The sequence below is a fragment of the Hymenobacter sp. genome (genome assembly GCF_036387835.1).
GTDB lineage: Bacteria > Bacteroidota > Bacteroidia > Cytophagales > Hymenobacteraceae > Hymenobacter.
In genome coordinates this window covers 17,270-34,618 of record NZ_DASVSY010000036.1, presented here as the reverse complement: position 1 = coordinate 34,618, position 17,349 = coordinate 17,270, and the positions used below count along the sequence as shown (strand labels likewise).

The 17,349-nt window shown below is 57.6% G+C and carries 15 protein-coding genes; 2 read left to right on the top strand and 13 right to left on the bottom strand.

Annotated elements, in window-relative coordinates:
* Positions 1-110 precede the first annotated feature (110 nt).
* Positions 111-905 (top strand): hypothetical protein, encoded by a 795-nt coding sequence (locus VF639_RS06880; RefSeq protein WP_331145153.1) that lies wholly within the window; start codon positions 111-113, stop codon positions 903-905.
* A gap of 160 nt (positions 906-1,065) precedes the next feature.
* Here the strand turns inward: VF639_RS06880 and VF639_RS06875 are convergent, their stop codons facing one another.
* The 8 genes from VF639_RS06875 to VF639_RS06840 all read right to left on the bottom strand — a co-directional run bounded on the left by VF639_RS06875 (position 1,066) and on the right by VF639_RS06840 (position 10,531).
* Positions 1,066-1,497 (bottom strand): DUF1810 domain-containing protein, encoded by a 432-nt coding sequence (locus tag VF639_RS06875; RefSeq protein WP_331145152.1) that lies wholly within the window; start codon positions 1,495-1,497, stop codon positions 1,066-1,068.
* Positions 1,498-1,601: 104 nt separating this feature from the next.
* Positions 1,602-3,404 carry a GDSL-type esterase/lipase family protein gene (locus VF639_RS06870; protein WP_331145151.1) on the bottom strand — a complete coding sequence of 601 codons (1,803 nt, stop codon included), beginning with the start codon at positions 3,402-3,404 and terminating at the stop codon, positions 1,602-1,604.
* Between the two features lie 504 nt (positions 3,405-3,908).
* Entirely contained in the window at positions 3,909-4,670 is a 762-nt protein-coding gene (locus tag VF639_RS06865; protein WP_331145150.1) for an ABC transporter permease, read from the bottom strand.
* Between the two features lie 99 nt (positions 4,671-4,769).
* Positions 4,770-5,663, bottom strand: coding sequence for an ABC transporter ATP-binding protein (locus VF639_RS06860; protein ID WP_331145149.1), 894 nt, complete (start codon positions 5,661-5,663; stop codon positions 4,770-4,772).
* 443 nt (positions 5,664-6,106) lie between these two features.
* Positions 6,107-7,855, bottom strand: a complete 1,749-nt coding sequence (locus VF639_RS06855; RefSeq protein WP_331145148.1) for a M14 family metallopeptidase — start codon at positions 7,853-7,855, stop codon at positions 6,107-6,109.
* 170 nt (positions 7,856-8,025) lie between these two features.
* Positions 8,026-9,195 (bottom strand): mannonate dehydratase, encoded by a 1,170-nt coding sequence (uxuA, locus tag VF639_RS06850; RefSeq protein WP_331145147.1) that lies wholly within the window; start codon positions 9,193-9,195, stop codon positions 8,026-8,028.
* Between the two features lie 121 nt (positions 9,196-9,316).
* Positions 9,317-9,751, bottom strand: a complete 435-nt coding sequence (locus VF639_RS06845) for a DoxX family protein (protein WP_331145146.1) — start codon at positions 9,749-9,751, stop codon at positions 9,317-9,319.
* Between the two features lie 117 nt (positions 9,752-9,868).
* A complete protein-coding gene (locus tag VF639_RS06840) occupies positions 9,869-10,531 on the bottom strand; it encodes a hypothetical protein (protein WP_331145145.1) in 663 nt (220 codons plus the stop codon).
* Positions 10,532-10,903: 372 nt separating this feature from the next.
* Between VF639_RS06840 and surE the strand changes: the two genes are divergently transcribed.
* A complete protein-coding gene (surE, locus tag VF639_RS06835) occupies positions 10,904-11,776 on the top strand; it encodes a 5'/3'-nucleotidase SurE (protein WP_414654676.1) in 873 nt (290 codons plus the stop codon).
* A gap of 140 nt (positions 11,777-11,916) precedes the next feature.
* Here the strand turns inward: surE and VF639_RS06830 are convergent, their stop codons facing one another.
* From VF639_RS06830 to VF639_RS06810, 5 genes are all read right to left on the bottom strand, one after another.
* Positions 11,917-12,126, bottom strand: coding sequence for a hypothetical protein (locus tag VF639_RS06830; RefSeq protein ID WP_331145144.1), 210 nt, complete (start codon positions 12,124-12,126; stop codon positions 11,917-11,919).
* Positions 12,127-12,215: 89 nt separating this feature from the next.
* A complete protein-coding gene (locus VF639_RS06825; protein ID WP_331145143.1) occupies positions 12,216-13,607 on the bottom strand; it encodes a sensor histidine kinase in 1,392 nt (463 codons plus the stop codon).
* Positions 13,608-13,763: 156 nt separating this feature from the next.
* Positions 13,764-14,450: a response regulator transcription factor gene (locus VF639_RS06820; RefSeq protein WP_331145142.1), complete on the bottom strand. Its 687-nt coding sequence runs from the start codon at positions 14,448-14,450 to the stop codon at positions 13,764-13,766.
* 153 nt (positions 14,451-14,603) lie between these two features.
* The gene (locus VF639_RS06815) at positions 14,604-16,175 is read right to left on the bottom strand and encodes an ABC transporter permease/substrate-binding protein (protein WP_331145141.1); all 1,572 of its coding nucleotides are present in this window, start codon (positions 16,173-16,175) and stop codon (positions 14,604-14,606) included.
* On the bottom strand, positions 16,172-17,338 hold the full coding sequence (locus tag VF639_RS06810; RefSeq protein ID WP_331145140.1) for an ABC transporter ATP-binding protein: 1,167 nt from the start codon (positions 17,336-17,338) through the stop codon (positions 16,172-16,174). The genes VF639_RS06815 and VF639_RS06810 overlap by 4 nt, the downstream gene beginning before the upstream one ends.
* Positions 17,339-17,349 lie beyond the last annotated feature (11 nt).

The following is a 17,349-nucleotide window of genomic DNA, read 5'->3' as shown; positions in this document are numbered from 1 at the left end:
AGGCACTGTAAGCGGTTAGGACAGATAAGAGGACTGGCTTCGGGCTGGTCCTGAAAAACGATGCTCCTAGTACGGCGGCCACTCGTTTTTTCGGTTATCTTTCTGCTGCTATGACCACCTATCGTTTTGCCTTTACTTTTCTGGTTGGGCTGCTGGCAGTGGCCAGTACTGCCCGAGCCCAGCAAACCGCACTCACTCAGCAATTCGCGGGCAGCACCATTCTGCTCGCCAACGGCGATACGCTCCGTGGCCCCGTCACGCTCCGCCGCGACCAGGACGTGCTCATGATGGCCCAGCCCGATGGCACCATTACAACGCTTTCGGCAGTAGCAATCAACAGCTTTGCCGTGAAAGGCGAAAACCGGGACAGCCGCCGAGGCACCAGCTACTACGACAATTTTTATGACGCCCGCAACGGCTACTACTACGGCAACCCGATGTATAGCTCCCGGCGCACCGAAGAGTCGGACCTGAATCGGGTGCGGGTGTTCCGGACCTACCGCTGGAACCGCGGCAATGATTACAGCGACTTCAAGTCGCCGGCTTTTTTCGAGCAACTCAGCAACGGGCCCCGGATGCTGCTGCGCCGCGAATCCTTGATGCAGCGCACTGTACCCACTTCCGGCCCTTACGGGTATGGCGGCTACGGCTATGGCAACCCCTACGGCGCGGGCCGCTATGCGGGCACCTACACCGAAATGAAGGACGACTTCTTTCTGGCCTCTCCCACCGGCGACGTCATTGCGCTGCGCAGTCCTAAAAAGGACTTGCTAAATGTGTTTCGAGGCCAGGCCAAACAGCTAGAGCAGTACGCCAAACAAAACCAACTGAGCTTCACGGTTGCGCGCGAACTGGCATTCATTGTGAACTACGCCAACTCTTTGGTTAAGGAAGAGGCTAAATAAGGTATGCAAGGGAGTAGGAGGGCAGTAGCTGCCTTGCTACACCCCAGCAAAAAAGCCCAGCTAAACAGCTGGGCTTTTTTGTTATAGAAGCCCATCATCCTTGTGCTTCTTAAACTAGAGATTAAAGCAAGTATACACTTGTTGTTGCTAAGGCAAGAGCTTAGAGCTGCCGGCCAAGCAAGCGTAGCGTATTCGGGTCTTGAGTGCCCTGATAAAATTTGTCTAGCACCCGCTGGAATACCGGATCGGCAGCAGGCAAGGAGGCAAACAACGTCATGGACGACTTCAACTTCATATCGTCGGGGCTGCCCATGATGGTAGTGGCATCCGAGCCCTTGAGTTGTAGCAAGGCCTCACAGAGGGTGAGTAGCCGCGGTCCTAGCACCGGGTGCTTAGCATACTGCTCGGCTTCTGCGGCACCTCTGAGCCCATAGTAGTGGGAAGTGGAACTCATCCCCAGCCCTTGCAGCTGCGGAAAGATATACCACATCCAATGACTCCGTTTTCTTCCCTGCTTAACCTCTGACAAGGCAGTAGAGTACGACGTTTCCTGGGCTTCAACAAAGCGTTGCAAGCTGCTCTCGTTGCTCATCAGACAAGAAATAGCTGGTTGGTATGGCTGTAGGAGAGCCTACGCAGCTTTCTGATTATTGATTAAGTGAATTCTCGCCGAAAGCCTGCATTGCTTTTGCTGGCTTAATGCTCTACCAGCAGTCTGCTCCGCAACAGTTGGCCGCTGGGAGAAGTTACTTCCACCACGTACACGCCGTTGGGCAAGGCTGAAATATCCAAGCCCGTATCAACGGATTTGCGTTTCTGGCTCAGGCGCACTTCACCGTAATTGTCGCGTACTACGGCTTGGCTCCAGTCATTGGCCTCGGTGGTCAAGAACACCTGCGTAGCGCCAGGGTTAGGGTGAACGGCAAGCTTGTCGGTGCCGTTGGGGGTTTGTGCTGCTCGGGAACTGTTGTCGGCGTCAACTCGCCATACTTCCAGTCCCGAGAGGTTGGCCGCCCCACCGTGCGCCTCCAGGTTAAGCGCCCCGTCCGTAATGGTGGTCCGCCACGGGCCTAGTTTATGCCATGTACCTGCGTCGCCGCTGTAATGATTAGTTAGAACCCTTGTGTTCTCTAGCTCAACGCTGAAGGTTTCGGGGTGATTGTCTTCCCACACGTACAGGTACACATCATAGCTGCCGGAGGGCACCGCACTTAACGTAAGCGAGACATTGCCTCCCCAGATTATAGAGCGTAGCATATTCGCCCGGTCAGCGTCGGTACCTGGGTTCAGCCCTACCGTTTGGTTTTCGTGCGTGTAGCCCGAGTACGAGAAGTTAGCCGCCGTGCCGTTTTCCCAAGCATTGCCATCCAGCGTCAGCGCCGGTCCGTTCAGGTTGATGGCGCGGTAGAAGCCTGCCGTGGGGTTGCTGGCGGTATTCTCCCGGTACAGGGCCGCAGCAGGAATAGTTGTTTTGCTGATGCCTGGGCCCTCATAGCTGACCTCAAATTCTTGGTTGCCTGTGCTCTCGAAAAAGGTGACAGTCAGGGCGTGCTTGCCGCGCTGCAAGCCTATAGTGCCCGCGCGTTCTTGCAGGCCGTGCAAGCCATTGTTATCAACCACTAGATTCGAGCCGATGAAGAGCTGCGAACCATCGTCGGAGGAAGTGTAGAAGGTGTATTGACCATCAGCGGGCACCTCAATGTAGCCCGTATGGCGGATTGCAAAGTGCTCGTCGCGGTTGCGGGGAGCTAGCGTGGGTGAAGAGGCAGAGCCCTCCTTTTCTGGCGCCAAGGCGTTGAAATCAGGTAATTCTCTCCACATGCCTTCGTAGTACTGGTAGTTCAAACCGGCCGTGATATTCGACGGGTTTACGGCTGGCAACAAGGTTACTGGCGCGGTGGTGTTTAGCAAGGGCTGAAGAGCCTGGTACCATGCGCTTGCCATCTTCTCTTCCCCGTTTTCGTTGGGATGCACGCCATCGTAAGTGTCGGCTTGCGCGTTGAAATTGGCGTTCTGATCTACAATAGTCACACTCGATTGCGTGGTGTTCTTCTGCCCGGCCAATCCGACCAAGGCATCACTCAACGCGCTAATGGTATTGTTCTCGCTTCTGGTCGTGGAAATGAGTTTGGCCAGTAACAGCTTCACATTAGGATTAATTGCCCGCAGCTGGTCTATTATCTGGCTAATTTCGCCCACTGTGCTGCCTACGCTCTGCCCTTGCAGTATATCGTTCGTGCCCACATGCAATAGCACGATGTCGGGATGATAGGTGGAAGCCCAGCCGTTTACTGACTGAAGCAATTCGTCGGCGCGCCAGCCCCAATGGCCTTCGTGCGTGAGGTCGAAATCTGTATTTTGTGGCGGGCCTCCATAATTACTGGATTGACTGCCCACGAAATCAACATAATAACCGCCGTTTTGTAACTTAATCCAGAGGGGGCGGCGATAACTGTTGTGTTGTGCGGCTCCCTGCGTAACCGAGTCGCCGAAAGGCATGATCTTAACTTGCGCCTGAAGTGCTCCTGAGAAACTTAGCAGCAGCAACGTTAGAGAAAGTAGAACCTTGTGATAGTGAAAAATAAGAGAGCATGAACAGAAATTCGTGGAAAAGTCTTGTTTCATCGCAACGGGGTTTGGTGGTAGAAAAGTGAAGAAGCGGCTTGCATCGCGTACGGATGCAGACGGTGGAACGGCATAGTTATGCGTTTAAGCCTCAATCTTGAAGATTAAGGCTACGCCCACAGTTCGCGAGGCTTCACAAAGGAAGTTGTAATTGTATTAAAGATGAGGTAACAGCTGAATAGTTATAATAGATATTTATTAATATTTTAGGTCCGTAAACTACCGGCATGTAATCATTAGGGTTTAGCTAGATTTTAGCTACTCTTCACTCTATTCGTACGAGCCATAAGAAGCTTAGCCATGCACTATGTAATAACTTCATGCACTATGTAATAACTTAAGGATATGATTGTTATGCGGGGTGGTGACAGCACGAAATTATAAATCCCGGCTGCGCAGCACCAGGTAGCTTAGTCCCCAGAATAGCGCGGTATACACAAGCGCTAACGGTAAAGCTTCAATGGGAAGCAGCGCCGCCGACGGCCCCGTCATGGTGTCAAGAACTTCCTGGCCGGGCATAGGGGTGAGGCTGTTAAACACTTTGGCAGGCAGGTAACGGTCGAGCGTGTCGGGTAGGGAAAAGCGCAGCAGTGGCTCGGCCACCCAAGCGTAAAGCAGAAACAGCAGGATGCTAGGGCCGCTACGGCGCACCAGCACGGCCAGCAACGCCGCCAACGACAACATTCCGAGCACCTGTACGCCGTATAGCGCCACGTTCGTGATGCCAGTCGTAGCTTGGTTGGCTGTGTCAGCGGCTCGCGTCAGGCCGAAGTAGAAGCCGAGCGCCAGTACCGTCAGCACGCCGAAAACCGCCAACAACCCCGACACCACCAACTTGCTTTGCAGTAGCTCGGCTACCGAGGCACCATCAATAACTTGCTGGCGGAACGTGCGAAACTGAAACTCATCGGTAATCAGGATAATCAGCAAAATGCCTAGTAGCAAATTGAAATAGCTGGCCACATACGTCAGTTTCTGCCATAGCCCCGGAAACGTGTACAGGGTAGCGCCCACCGCCTGCCCATTCAGCACCACGCTGCCGCCCGCCGACACAAACAGCGCCAGCAGCACCAGAAACAGCAGCAAAATAATCCAGACGGTACGATAAGGCAGGATTTTGCGAAGTTCAGCGCGGAGCATAAGGGTACTTGTTGAAGGGTTGCCTTGTTGAATGGCTGGTTGTTCTGGAAGTCGGTTGTCTGAACGACTAGCCATCTAACAACGCAACCCTTCAATAATTTACTTGGTTAGTTCCAGGAATTGGGCTTCTAGGCTGCGGTGACGTACTTCCAGTCCGGCCAGAGCAATGCCTTGCGCAAACAAGGCCCGGTTGAGGTCGGCGGAGTCGTGGCCGGGGGCCAACGCGGCACTAAAGACACCGGCTGCTTCTGGCCGCACATCCGACACCCAGGGCAGCGTGGCCAGCGCTTGCTGCAAGATGGCAGCAGTGTCGGGGGCGGGGCGTAGCACCACCCGGTCGGCGGTGGCGAGGATGCTGTGCACGGGGCCGGCGGCGCGTAAGTCGCCACGCTGAAGCACGGCGACGTGGGTGCACACCTTCTCAATTTCATCGAGCAGGTGGCTGGCAATGATGATGGTTTTGCCCTCGGCGGCTAAGCGCGTCACTAAGTCGCGCACTTCAGCTATGCCCTGCGGGTCGAGGCCGTTGGTGGGCTCATCGAGCACCAGCACTTCCGGGTTGCCGAGCAGGGTAGAGGCCAGCGCCAGGCGTTGCTTCATACCCAACGAAAAGCTCTTAAAGGCATCGTGCTGGCGAGTGCCCAAGCCCGTCAGGTCGAGGGCGCGGCTGACAGTGCTCGGGTCGGCGCGTTTCACGTCGGCGGCTAGCTCCAGGTTTTGGCGGGCCGAGAGGTAGGGAAAGAAATTGGGCGTTTCGAGCAGAGCCCCCACGCGGCGGCGGTTGCTGGCTGATGGCTGCTGCCCAAACCAGCGCACCGTACCGCCCGAAGCCCGCAGTACGCCGAGGGCAATGCCGAGCGTGGTGGTTTTGCCGCTGCCGTTGGGCCCCAGGAGTCCGTACACACTACCGGGCTCCACGTTCAGGGTAAGGTTGCGCAGGGCCGTAGTATTGCCGTAAACTTTAGAAAGATTATCGAGTTCGAGAACAGGCATGGCGCGAAGCTATAGAAATTAGTTGCAGCATCAACTTATTCAACGGCTACTGTTACAGGTGCTTTGCTGGTCTGATAGTCAAAGTAATTTTTAAGTTTTAAAGTGGGTTGCTCCAGTGATTGCCACGACAGCCAGGATATGACTATCTGAATAATAAAATTCTCTACAAACGTAATATAGATCTGATAGTGCATCACAGAAGGGGGTAGTACATGATTTATGTATTTATATAACTGTTTTTCGTCTATTAATAAAAGCATGTGAAATAGATACATGCCATAACTTATCCTGCCTATAAAGCATTGGTTGATAGAATACTTCCCATTTTATGAATTAGTGGCGTTAGCTTAGGTTGCAAGCGGCCATCAGCTGCCTGCCCACATGCAGTGGCGTACTCAGCCGCAACAAGCTGTACGGTTGCTATAATCAGTGTTTTGAAGGCCTTACTCTGCCGTCAGCGCTCCGCCTTGCCAGCGGGCAATAGGGTAGCGAAGATGAGTGGGTTCGTAGTACTTGGAGTGCCGGTACACCCATTCCAGCTGCGCCGCGCCGCTTTTGGCCAGCGTGGGGTCTTGCTGCTTTTGCTTGTCTAACTGCGCCCGCAACGTCGGGTCGCGGCGCAGTAGGTCGGCAGCCACATCCTCGAACACGTAGTCGGAAAAGTGCTCTTTCTGCTGCAGAATGCTGTCGAAAAAGCCCCACGCGAAGAAAGAGTCGGTGGCTTGCGGCTCTAGCGTTTCAACAAGGAAGCGGGCGGTGCTGTTGTCGAGGCGGGCTACATAATCCCCTTTGTGGTAGGGCAGAGGCTGCTGGGTGGTGCGTACCGTCACGGCGCTGTGCAGGTAGTGTCCCTCATAGGGGCGGGGGGTGGTTTTGTAGTCTTCGATATAGTACACCTCGGCCGTGAGGGTGGTATCGTGGGTGAGGCGCTGCAACGGGACGCCCGCTGCCCGCAGCCGGTCGAGCACTTCGGCCCAGGCCTGCGGAATCAGATAGGCCTGCGGGCGCGCAACCGTGAGGGTGGGCCAGAAGGTGTTGTAGTAGCTGAGTTGGCGGGTGAACGACGCTTTGCGGTCGTAGTAGAGCCGGGGCTGGCCGCTTACTTCGCTTGGCTTCGTTTTGCCGGTGTAGCCCCGGAAGCTGAGCTTGTCCGCCACTGTGGTATCCAGTTTCCAGGCCAATGGGAAGCTGGTTTGCGTGCCAAGCGCCTGCCCGGCCTGTGCACGAGCTTGGGTCAGGGCCGCCGCATCGGTGTGCACGAAGCGCAGCAGCACATCCAGAAAGTCGTAGGTGGCTTGCACGCGGGGCGCATAGGCCTTTAGCATGTGCGTTTCCGTCACGAAGCCGATGGTGTTAAAAAGCGTGGTGTAGCCAGTGGAGTAGCGCGGGGTTTCCAGAAAGCCAACCAAGCCGCGGGCATCGGGCGTCTGGCCCTCGAAGTCGACGTAGGGCGTGAGCGGCGACTTGCGCTTGTCCATGCCGGTATTGAGGGCGGGCAGCAGGCGTTGCGTCAGGTACTCACTAAGGGCAGGAGCCAGTTTATCTTTCTGCGTGGCAATCAGCGTCATGGTGTACTGATAGTCGGCCCCGTTGGAGGTGTGGGTGTCTACGAACACCTCGGGTTGCCAGCGCCGGAAAAGCTCGGCAAACGAGCGGGCGTTGCGTGAGTCCTGCTTCACGTAGTCCCGGTTGAGGTCGAGGTTGCGGGCGTTGCCGCGGAAGCCGTAGCTTTCGGGGCCATTTTGGTTGGTGCGGGTGGTGGAGTTGCGGTTCAAAGCCCCATCCACATTATATATCGGGATGAGGACCAGCGTCATGTTCTCTAACTGGCGCCGCAGCTCTTTTTTCTGCACGTAGTCGCGCACTAGAGCCATGCTGGCGTCTATGCCTTCCGGCTCGCCAGGATGGATACCGTTCTGAATCAGCACCACCGGCCGCGTGCGGCCTTGCGGGCTAGTGGGTTCAAACTTACCGTCCAGGGCTAGTACCACTTCGTGCAGGGGCTGCCCGCTGTCGGTTGGGCCTACCTCGCGCAGTTGAATTTCGGGATACGCGGCATCCAGCTTTTTGTAGTAAGCAATACACTCGGCGTAGGTAGCGGTGGTGTTGCCATTGCCCTTCTCGAAGGGCGTGCGCCAGTCGTCTTGGGGCGCAGAAGCAAGTAGCAGCGTGGTCAGCAGGAAGGAAAGCATAAGTTGGAGCAAGGTTCAAGCCCCGAAACTAGCATTTCCCGCGGGTGGTGCCACGACTTTTTCACGTCGTGGCACCACCGCCTCCTTACCAGAGTGCATCAACAGTTGAGAGAGGTAGCGCGGAAATCCTGTGGCTTCCGCGCTACCTCTCCCAACTAGCCACTGCCGCTTTACTGGTTCAACCCGCGGGTAATACCCATTTCCAGGCCGCGCAGTTCGGCCAGGCCGCGCAGGCGGCCGATGGCGGAATAGCCGGGGTTGGTTTTTTTGTGTAGGTCGTCGAGCATCTGGTGGCCGTGGTCGGGGCGCATGGGCAGGCGCACCTGGCGCTGCTGCATCACCTGCACCAGCTCACGCATTACGGCGTACATGTCGACGTCGCCTTCCAGGTGGTTGGCTTCGTAGAAATTGCCGTCGGCGTCACGCTGGGTGCTGCGCAGGTGGATGAAGTGAATCCGGTCGGCAAACTGGCGCACCATGGCGGCTAGGTCGTTGTCGGGGCGCACGCCGAAGGAGCCGGTGCAGAAGCACAAGCCGTTGTGGCGCGACGGCACGGCGTCGGCCAAGGCCTGTACGTCGGCGGCGGTACTCACCACGCGCGGCAACCCCAAAATAGGGTAAGGCGGGTCGTCGGGGTGAATGGCCAGGTTGATGCCTACTTCTTCGGCTACCGGCACAATTTCCTGCAGAAACAAGATCAGGTGTTCGCGCAGCTTGGCGGCATCAATGCCATCGTAAGCATCCAGCGCCAGCTGAAATTGCGCCAGCGTGAAGCTTTCCTCACTGCCCGGTAAGCCCGCAATGATGTTGCGTTGCAGCAAGTGCTTATCGGCGTCGCTCATACCAGCAAAGCGGGCTTCGGCTTGCGCCAGCTCCTGCGGCGTGTAGTCCTGCGCGGCATTGCGGCGCTGGAGTTGCAGCGTATCGAAGGCCACGAAAGCAGCTTTCTCGAACCGTAAGGCCTTGGAGCCATCTTCCACTTCATAGGCCAGATCGGTACGGGTCCAGTCCAGCACCGGCATGAAGTTGTAGGTGACGGTGTAAATGCCACAGGCCGCCAGATTTCGCAACGACTTCTGGTAGTTCTTGATATGGCGGGCGTAGTCGCCGGTGCGGGTTTTGATTTGCTCGTGCACCGGCACGCTCTCTACCACGCTCCACGTCAGGCCCGCCGCTGCTACTTCGGCCTGGCGCCGCTGGATTTCAACTACTGGCCACACCTGGCCGTTCGGAATGTGGTGCAGGGCCGTCACTACGTCGGTGGCGCCAGCTTGCCGAATGTCGGAGAGGCTAACTGGGTCGTTGGGGCCGTACCAGCGCCAACTTTGCAAGAGAGGCATGTCTATTTTGGTTTTAGGTTGCTTGTTTTCGTTTTTAGCCTTCAGTTGTGTGATGCTGCTTGCTTGTGCTCAACGACACCGAACGGCCAGCGCCACACAACTAAAAACCAGAAACCAAAAATTAGTATCGGCGGCGGCGGGCCGGGAACAGGAGTTGGTCGACGCTGTAGCGGCCGGGGCCGGTGAAGGCTAAGCCCAGGAACAGAAACGCCGATTCGAGGGCGTGCGAGTAGGCGTTAAAGCCCTCGCCGCTGCTCAGGTGCACGAAAGTAGCAACGAGCATGGTAGTCACCAGCAAGCCGCAGGCTATCCGAAAAAACAAGCCCAATGCTATCAGCTGGCCACCTACGGCTTCGGCTGCGGCGGCCAGAAAGCCCCACACGGCGGGCGCAAAGTTCAACCCCATTAGCTTCATCACCCCGCCTAGTTCAGTCCACTTTTCCGGCCCGCCAATCAGCTTTGGGTAGCCGTGAATGGTGAACATGATGCCTATTCCCACGCGCAGCAGCAGCAAGCCAAAGTCGTGGGTGCGGTAGTGATTATTGAATAAAGCCATAGAAGAGAAAAGCGGCAGAGCCGGTACGGAGTGGCACCATGCAGACTCCACAGAAGGGAGTCTGGCACGGCCAAAGTACACTATTTCTCTTCTAATGCTATTCCACTATGTTTCCACTTACTGATAAAGCAACACCCCGGTTATGCGCGCCGCTTGCGGAATATCGGACGGTTTCATTTCATCGGGGTGCTTGTTGGGCAGCGAGTTAGGGTCGATAACCCAGGCCATATTCACCAGCCCCGATACGCCCGCAAAGCCCGCTGGCGTGTTGCGCACCCGCGTCAAGCCTAGGTTCTGGCTGGCCGCGCCGAAGGGCGAGCCAACCCCGATACCTTCGCCGGTGCGGTACTGCGGGTCGTAGATGCGGATGCGACGCAGGCGGCTGGTGCCCGTGGAGTCGGGGCGCAGGTGCAGGACGGTGGCGGGAGCATCGGGCTTCTGCGCATCCAGCATTTCGTAGGCAGGGTAAGTCTGGCCTTGATCCTGGTAGGTGGTGCGTTTGAGTTGCGCCGCGGGCACCCGCCGGAGCAGCTCTTTCTCGGTCATGTTCAGGCGTAAACGCCCGGCCCGGCCCGGACTGAGCAGGTGCAGCGAGTCGGGCACGTTGGGGTTGGCGGCCAGGCGGTCGGCGGCGGTATTGGGGTCACTGGCTCGGGAATCAGCCGCGAAAGGCACGTCGCCGCTGGAGGCGCCACTAGTATCTGGAGAGCCGCAAGCGCCGAGTTGCAGGGCCAGCAGCACCGCGCCAGCGGGCCACCACAAAAGTCGAAGACAAAACATGAGGCGGAGCTTTAGGTTGCAATGCCGATGCTTACGCGCCTAATGCCTCTGGCGTTTGGTGAAGGAGTGATTTAGTAGCTGAGTGGGTTTGCTGTTCGGCTGGCGCAAGTGGCGCGGTAGTGGCGGCGCGGTGCCCCAAATTGCCCGGAGGGCTTCGTAGTACCCCTGTCGTTGCGAATGTCTGCTTGGCGTTGAGCAAGGCAAGTCGGGTAATGATAGGGGTACTGCGCTTAAAAAAAGTTGAGGCACCACTTCTCCCCAACTTCACCACCTCTGTCCGCCTCTCGTACTTTTACGGCGCCGGGCTGTTGTACTGGCGGCGTTCCATTTCACTGATTTTCGCTTTTTTGTTGTTTTTAACCCCCGCTGCTCGTGTCTGCTGAATCCCTCAAACCCCTGATTCTGATTTCCAACGACGATGGTATTACGGCACCAGGCATTGCCATGCTGGTGCGCGTGATGCGGCGCATTGGCGAAGTGGTAGTGGTAGCCCCCAACTCGCCGCAGTCGGGCATGGGGCACGCCATCACCATTGGCCACCCCCTGCGCCTTGATGCCAGTACCATCTTCGAGGGCCTCGAAGCCTACGAGTGCAGCGGCACCCCCGCCGACTGCGTGAAGCTAGCTAAGCAGCACGTGCTAAAGGACCGCAAGCCCGACTTGGTGGTGTCGGGCATCAACCACGGTTCCAACTCTTCGGTGAACGTGTTGTACTCGGGTACCATGTCGGCGGCTATTGAAGCAGCTATTGAAGGGTTGCCAGCTATCGGCTTCTCGCTCTGCGAGTACGGGCACGATGCCGACTTCTCCCACACCGGCGAATGGATAGAACTGATAGCGCGCCAAGCGCTACAAAATGGCGTTCCGCCTGGCACCGCTTTGAACGTCAACATCCCCAAAAACTCGGCCACGCCCATTGCCGGTGTGCGCCTCTGCCGCCAAGCCAACGCAAAGTGGCAGGAAGAATTTGACCTCCGCCACGACCCTTACAAACGCCCGTACTTCTGGCTGATCGGCGAGTTCGTCAACCTCGACCAAGGCACCGACACCGATGAGTGGGCTTTGGCCAACAACTACATTTCCATCGTGCCCTGCCAGTACGACCTTACATCCCTCCACGCCCTAAAGCTCATGAACACCAACTGGCAACTCAACACGCAGCCAGTAACAGCCGAAGCCGCCCCGGCCCCTCTGGTAGGAAGTGCGACGCCCGGCTGCGGCGAATCGGCCGAAGGGTTAGGGTAAAAGGCAAGCGCCGGGAACAGCCACGGGCTTCTAAAAGCCTGGGGTTTTTGCACCGGAAATACTTGGCTTAAGTTGATGCAAGCACAAAAAAGCCCACCTGAAGCGGTTGTTCAGGTGGGCTTTTTATTGAGAAGCAGCTGTTACGGATGCGGCGGCCGGTGGGCTACGTCGCGCACGTGCCGTAGCACGGGAGTGGGAGCATGGCGCACTATTGGGCGGGCAGTGTGCACGAGGGCGTGCGGTTTTGTTAAGCGAAGCGGATCAGGCAAGAACAGTAGCATTAGCAGCAGTGACAACAGCATCACGATTGCCAGAAGCGGCGCGCGGAGGTTAGAAGAAAAGGTTTTCATGAGTGGGACCGGTAGTACGTATCCCAAGCTAGCTTCCGTACCGTGAAGACTGCATGAGGACCTAACTCCTGGTGCTTGATTGAAGCTTTTTATGAACTTTCGCGCCCTTGCGCAACCGTTTTGCTGGAAGGTGCTAGCGTTGTTTGGGGTTGAAATTCCAGCGTGAACGTGCTGCCTTTGCCTACCTCAGAGGTGGCAGCAAGGGTAGCCGCGTGAAACGTGGCAATAGTTTGAGCAATGGGTAAGCCCAGGCCGAAGCCTTCGGGCGAGGCGGGCCCGCTGGCATGAAAGCGCCGAAACCGGTCGAAGAGGTGGGGCAGATTTTCGGGCGCGATACCGGGGCCGGTATCGGCTACGGTTAGGCAGTAGGCGCCGTTTGCCTGCATCTTACCGGTTACGGTGATGCTGCCGCCCCAGCGGTTGTACTTGATGGCGTTGCTGAGCAGGTTGAAGATCAAAGTGAAAAGCAACGTCTGGTTGGCGCGCGGCAGCACATAATCGGGCTTTAACTGTACCCGTAAGTGTAGTTCCCGCTGCGCCAGCCGGTCCTCTAGCTCGTTGGTGGCGTCGGCTACCACAGCGGCCAGGCTCACCGATTCTTCCCGCAGGTATTGGTCGTTTTCGATGTTGGCAATCAGCAGCAGAGTTTTCACCGTGTTGCGCAGCCGATACAGTGTTTTCTGCGACTCAACCAGCTTCAGGGAATGGGCGTGCCCTAGTTCCGGGTCCTGGAGCATGTTCTCGAAGCGGGTTTGCAGGATGCTCACTGGCGTAAGCAGCTCGTGCGAGACATTGCTCATAAACTCCCGCTCTTTCTCGAAAGCCGATTGCATCTGGTGCATCATCTCGTTGAGGCTGTCATCGAGCTGGCGAAAATCGGTGGTGGAAGTGGAGATAGGCTCGAAAGAAAAGGCCGAAGGGTGGTGCACATTGCGCAGTTTGCTTGAAACAAGCTTACCCAGCGGCTGCAACAGAAACCGCGCAAAGGCAGCGTCAGTCACTACCGTAATGGCCGCTCCAATCACGAGCACCCACAGCGCCAGGCGCCGCAAGGTGTCTTCCAGCAACTCCACGGTAGCCAACGACGAGCCGATTTCCAGCCGGTATGGCCGCTTATTAGCGGTGAACCTGTAGCTCAGAATGCGAAAATCCTCTACTTCGTCGTCTACCTGCCGCTGCTCGTTGAAAATATGCTCTTGCGGGGCCGGCAGACGCGTTCCGCGTTCCGGGGTTAAACTGATATACTCCTGTTTGAGAATGTTGTAGTCGGCATAGGCTTCGTTCTGCTCTTGCCGCACAAAAGCCGTCAGCCCGTCCCGCCGAATCAGGTTGAGTACCTCCCGCTTCTTTTCGTGCAGGCGCTGGTCGGTGTGCGACACGGCCACCCGGCTTACAATAGCCGGAATCAGCGCCACGCCCAGCAGCACCAGCAACACCTTCGACAGTGCATTGAAAAGGGCAAGCTTAGCTTCTAAGCGCATGAAGTCAATTAAAAAATTATGGATTAAGAATTAAAAATCAGTGAGTTAAGCTTATGCAGAGGGCTTATTTCTTTAAAGGAGTTGCCTCAGGCTGGAAAACGTAAGCAGAAACTATTAGCCTATTAGCCATCTGTTTTTAATTCTTGATTCATGAATTTAATTGGCTTCCGTGACCCGATAGCCGATGCCGCGCACGGTTTCCAGGAAGTCGGTGGGGGCGAAGACGCTGAGTTTCTTGCGGATATTTTTAATGTGTACGTCGATGTAATTGGAGTCGGAATCGTCTTCGAGTACGTTGCCCCACAGGTGCTCACCTAGCTGTAGGCGGGTGAGGACGCGGTTTTTATGGAGGACGAGGTAGTGCAGCAAATCGAATTCCTTTTTGGTAAGGGGTACTTCCAACTCACCCTGGCGTAGCACCCGTCCCGGCACGTCCATCTGAAACCCCGACCCGAAGGTGATTTCCTGGCGTTTCAAACCAAACTTGCGGCGCGTGATGGCCTGCATCCGGCTTTGCAGCTCCAGCAGCGAAAACGGCTTGGGCAGGTAATCATCGGCCCCGAGGTCGAGGCCTTTGATTCGGTCGTCGAGGGCGCCGCGGGCAGTTAGAATAATGAACGAGGCTTCCTGCCGGTCGTTCTGGCGAGCTTCGCGCAGCAGATCGAGGCCGTCGCCCCCGGGCAACCCCAGGTCGAGGAGCACGAAATCGTAGCTGTTGACAAAGATTTTCTCGGAGGCCTCCGCGTAGGTGTGGGCCGAATCGACGAGGTACTGCGACTCAAGCAAAAATTGCCGCACTTCGTCGTGCAGGCCTTTCTCGTCTTCTACAATCAGAACGTGCATAGGGAATCAGGTTTAGGAAACAATGTTCTTATAGCCGATGTGAAAAGAAGATGAAGATGCTTCTGGCTGTTAGTTTTTGGTTTGTTGTTTTTGGCTGCTAGTTCGAGCGGTTTAAGCAAACCAACAACCAAAAACAATAAACCAATAACCCAGTTACTGCCGCAAATACACTCCTAAGTCGGAAATAGAGGCAATGCCTAGCTGCGAAGCTTGTTGGCGCCGCATCAGCAGGGCATACGTGTTGTTGAAGCCCAACGGTGCCAGCCACTCCAGCCCATAACGGCGCTGAAACCCGGTGCGCACGTAGCGCAGCACGGCCCCCGCATTACCCCCCAACGAATCGACCACGGCGGGTGGGGGCTGCAGCAGCACCAGCAACCCGGTGCCAGTGTATTCCGGATACATATCGATGGCGCCGCTCCGCAGGGCTTCAAAACAAATAGTAGTGCCGCCCAGGCCGGTTTTGGTTTGCACATCAAGGTTAGTGTAGCCACGGACAAGGCTGGCGTACATCTCGGCCAGAATATACTGCTCCGCGAAAATCTTCGAACCTAGCTTCACAGTGGCCGCCCCGGCCGCCAGGGGCCGAGGTGCGCGCCATAAGCCCCGGCGGCGCAAATAAGCTAGCGCCACGGCCCGAGGGTCTTCGTGCAGATAATCGACGTGGTAGTTGAGCTCGGTCATCACCGAATCGGAAAGCTGCCCTGCCAGCTTCCCAAACACCGTCCGCAGCTCGGGGTGCGCGCTGAGCAGGCCGGCCCGCACCACGGGCGCCGCGTAGTAGGGCGGAAATACGCGCCGGTCGTCGTGCAAAACTTGCAGGTTGTAGGCTTTAATCCGGCCGTCGGTGGAATAGCCGTCGATGACGTCCACGTTAGCGTTGCGGGCCGCCTCATACACCAGGGCAGGCGCCAGCACTACGCTAGGCAGGCGGCGCAAACCGTAGGTGCGCGTGAGACCCGGCAGCCCGTCGGCCCGCCCCACAAACTCGGGGCTAAAGCCCGCCTGGAGGCGGCCGGTGGCCCGTGGCAGCAGGTAGAGCGTGGCCAACAGGGGCAAGGCCAGCAGCACCCCAATACCTACGCTACGCCGCTTGCGGCCCGCTAGCCGTTGCACCCCACCCAAAGCCGCATCAAATACCAAAGCCAAGGCCGCCGCCGGAATAGCCCCGGCCAGAATCATAACCGGGTTGTTGAGGGCAATCCCCCCAAAGATGAACTCGCCAAGGCCGCCCGCCGCCACGTAGGCCGCCAGCGTAGCCACGCCCACATTGATAACGGCCGCCGTACGGATACCCGCCAGCAGCACCGGCAGCGCCAGCGGCAGCTCCACGCGCCGTAGCAGCTGCCCATCAGTAAAGCCTAAGCCGCGGGCCGCTTCCACCACGCCCGCATCCACCCCCCGAATGCCCGTTACGGTGTTGCGCACAATGGGCAGCAGCGCGTACAGAAACAAGGCGAAAATGGCGGGCACCGGCCCGATGCCCATGGCCGGAATCAGGAAGCCCAGCAGCGCGATGCTCGGAATAGTTTGCAGCACCCCGGCCACGCCGAGCACCACGGGCGCCAGTCGGGGCCGACGCGTGAGCAGCAAGCCCAGCGGTACGCCCACTGCCACCCCGAGCAACAAAGAAGCAGCGGTTAGGCCGATGTGCTGCACGGTTTGCTGGCCCAGTTTACCGGCTTGCAATTGCCAGAAGGCGAGAAGTTCTTGCAGCGTATTCATGGGCGTTGGAGGCGTTGAACTGCTTGTCCGAATGCTGCCATCAGTGCCGGCAGCGTAACCGGAATCAGGTTGTTTTCGGACGCAGACTTGACGCTGCCTGCCGCCGGGCTGATGGGCCCGACAACGCCGTTTGCCGCAGGCTGAACCCATAGCACTGGCGCAGAAGTAGTCGTGTTAGAAGGATGATTTAGAGGAGCCGTAGCGCCCGTTGAAGTAGGGCTGGCAGTAGCGGCCACTGCCTGCGTAACCATTGGTTGGCGGGTGGCTGCCGGGCTGCTAAGTAGCTCTAATGCTTCTTGAACTGTAGCATCAGATGATATGTTTCTTTGGCCTGATTGTGAATGATTTATAGTATTGCTATCCGGTAGATCAACTAAGTCCTTGAGCAAGTCATCGAGCCGCAAGGTGCGCAGTTGCAGCGTCAGGCGCTCGGCTTCGAAAAAGCGCCGGACAAAGTCGTTGGCGGGTTGAAACAGCAGCTCCCGCGGCGTGCCTAACTGCTGTACGCGGCCGGCGTCGAGCAGCATAATTCGGTCGGCTAGCTCGAAGGCTTCGGTGACATCGTGGGTGACGAGCACCACGGTTTTCAGGCGCAGCTCATCCAGCTCCCGAAACTCCCGCCGGATGCCGGCGCGGGTGATGGGGTCGAGGGCGCCGAAGGGCTCGTCGAGCAGCACGATGGGCGGATCGGCGGCCAGGGCGCGGGCCAAACCCACGCGCTGCTGCTGCCCGCCCGAAAGCTGCCGCGGGTACTGATTGGCGTAGCGGGCCGGGGGCAGGTGCAGGCGCGTCAGCAACGCCTCGGTGCGGGCCGCTACTTGCGGGGCGGGGTGGCCCAGCAGCTTCGGCACCACGGCCACGTTCTCGGCTACCGTGAGGTGCGGCAGCAGCCCCACTTGCTGAATAACGTAGCCGATGCCGCGCCGCAACTCTTCGGGGCGTTGCGCCCGCACATCCTGGCCCTGAACTTCCACCGTGCCGGCGTCGGGTTCCACAAGTCGATTCAGGGTTTTGAGCAGCGTGGTTTTGCCGCAGCCGCTTGGCCCCAGCAACACCAACGTCTCGCCGGGTTGCAAGTCAAACGACACCTCCTGCACTACAGCATGCGCCCCGTAGTGCTTGCTCAGGCCCCGGACCCGGATGATAGGTTGAGAATCAGGCATAGAATAGGGTA

Coding starts and splice junctions, on each gene's coding strand:
- VF639_RS06880 (WP_331145153.1), top strand. CDS start 111: ATGACCACCTATCGTTTTGCCTTTACTTTTCTGGTTGGGCTGCTGGCA.
- VF639_RS06875 (WP_331145152.1), bottom strand. CDS start 1,497: ATGAGCAACGAGAGCAGCTTGCAACGCTTTGTTGAAGCCCAGGAAACG.
- VF639_RS06870 (WP_331145151.1), bottom strand. CDS start 3,404: ATGCCTTTCGGCGACTCGGTTACGCAGGGAGCCGCACAACACAACAGT.
- VF639_RS06865 (WP_331145150.1), bottom strand. CDS start 4,670: ATGCTCCGCGCTGAACTTCGCAAAATCCTGCCTTATCGTACCGTCTGG.
- VF639_RS06860 (WP_331145149.1), bottom strand. CDS start 5,663: ATGCCTGTTCTCGAACTCGATAATCTTTCTAAAGTTTACGGCAATACT.
- VF639_RS06855 (WP_331145148.1), bottom strand. CDS start 7,855: ATGCTTTCCTTCCTGCTGACCACGCTGCTACTTGCTTCTGCGCCCCAA.
- uxuA (WP_331145147.1), bottom strand. CDS start 9,195: ATGCCTCTCTTGCAAAGTTGGCGCTGGTACGGCCCCAACGACCCAGTT.
- VF639_RS06845 (WP_331145146.1), bottom strand. CDS start 9,751: ATGGCTTTATTCAATAATCACTACCGCACCCACGACTTTGGCTTGCTG.
- VF639_RS06840 (WP_331145145.1), bottom strand. CDS start 10,531: ATGTTTTGTCTTCGACTTTTGTGGTGGCCCGCTGGCGCGGTGCTGCTG.
- VF639_RS06830 (WP_331145144.1), bottom strand. CDS start 12,126: ATGAAAACCTTTTCTTCTAACCTCCGCGCGCCGCTTCTGGCAATCGTG.
- VF639_RS06825 (WP_331145143.1), bottom strand. CDS start 13,607: ATGCGCTTAGAAGCTAAGCTTGCCCTTTTCAATGCACTGTCGAAGGTG.
- VF639_RS06820 (WP_331145142.1), bottom strand. CDS start 14,450: ATGCACGTTCTGATTGTAGAAGACGAGAAAGGCCTGCACGACGAAGTG.
- VF639_RS06815 (WP_331145141.1), bottom strand. CDS start 16,175: ATGAATACGCTGCAAGAACTTCTCGCCTTCTGGCAATTGCAAGCCGGT.
- VF639_RS06810 (WP_331145140.1), bottom strand. CDS start 17,338: ATGCCTGATTCTCAACCTATCATCCGGGTCCGGGGCCTGAGCAAGCAC.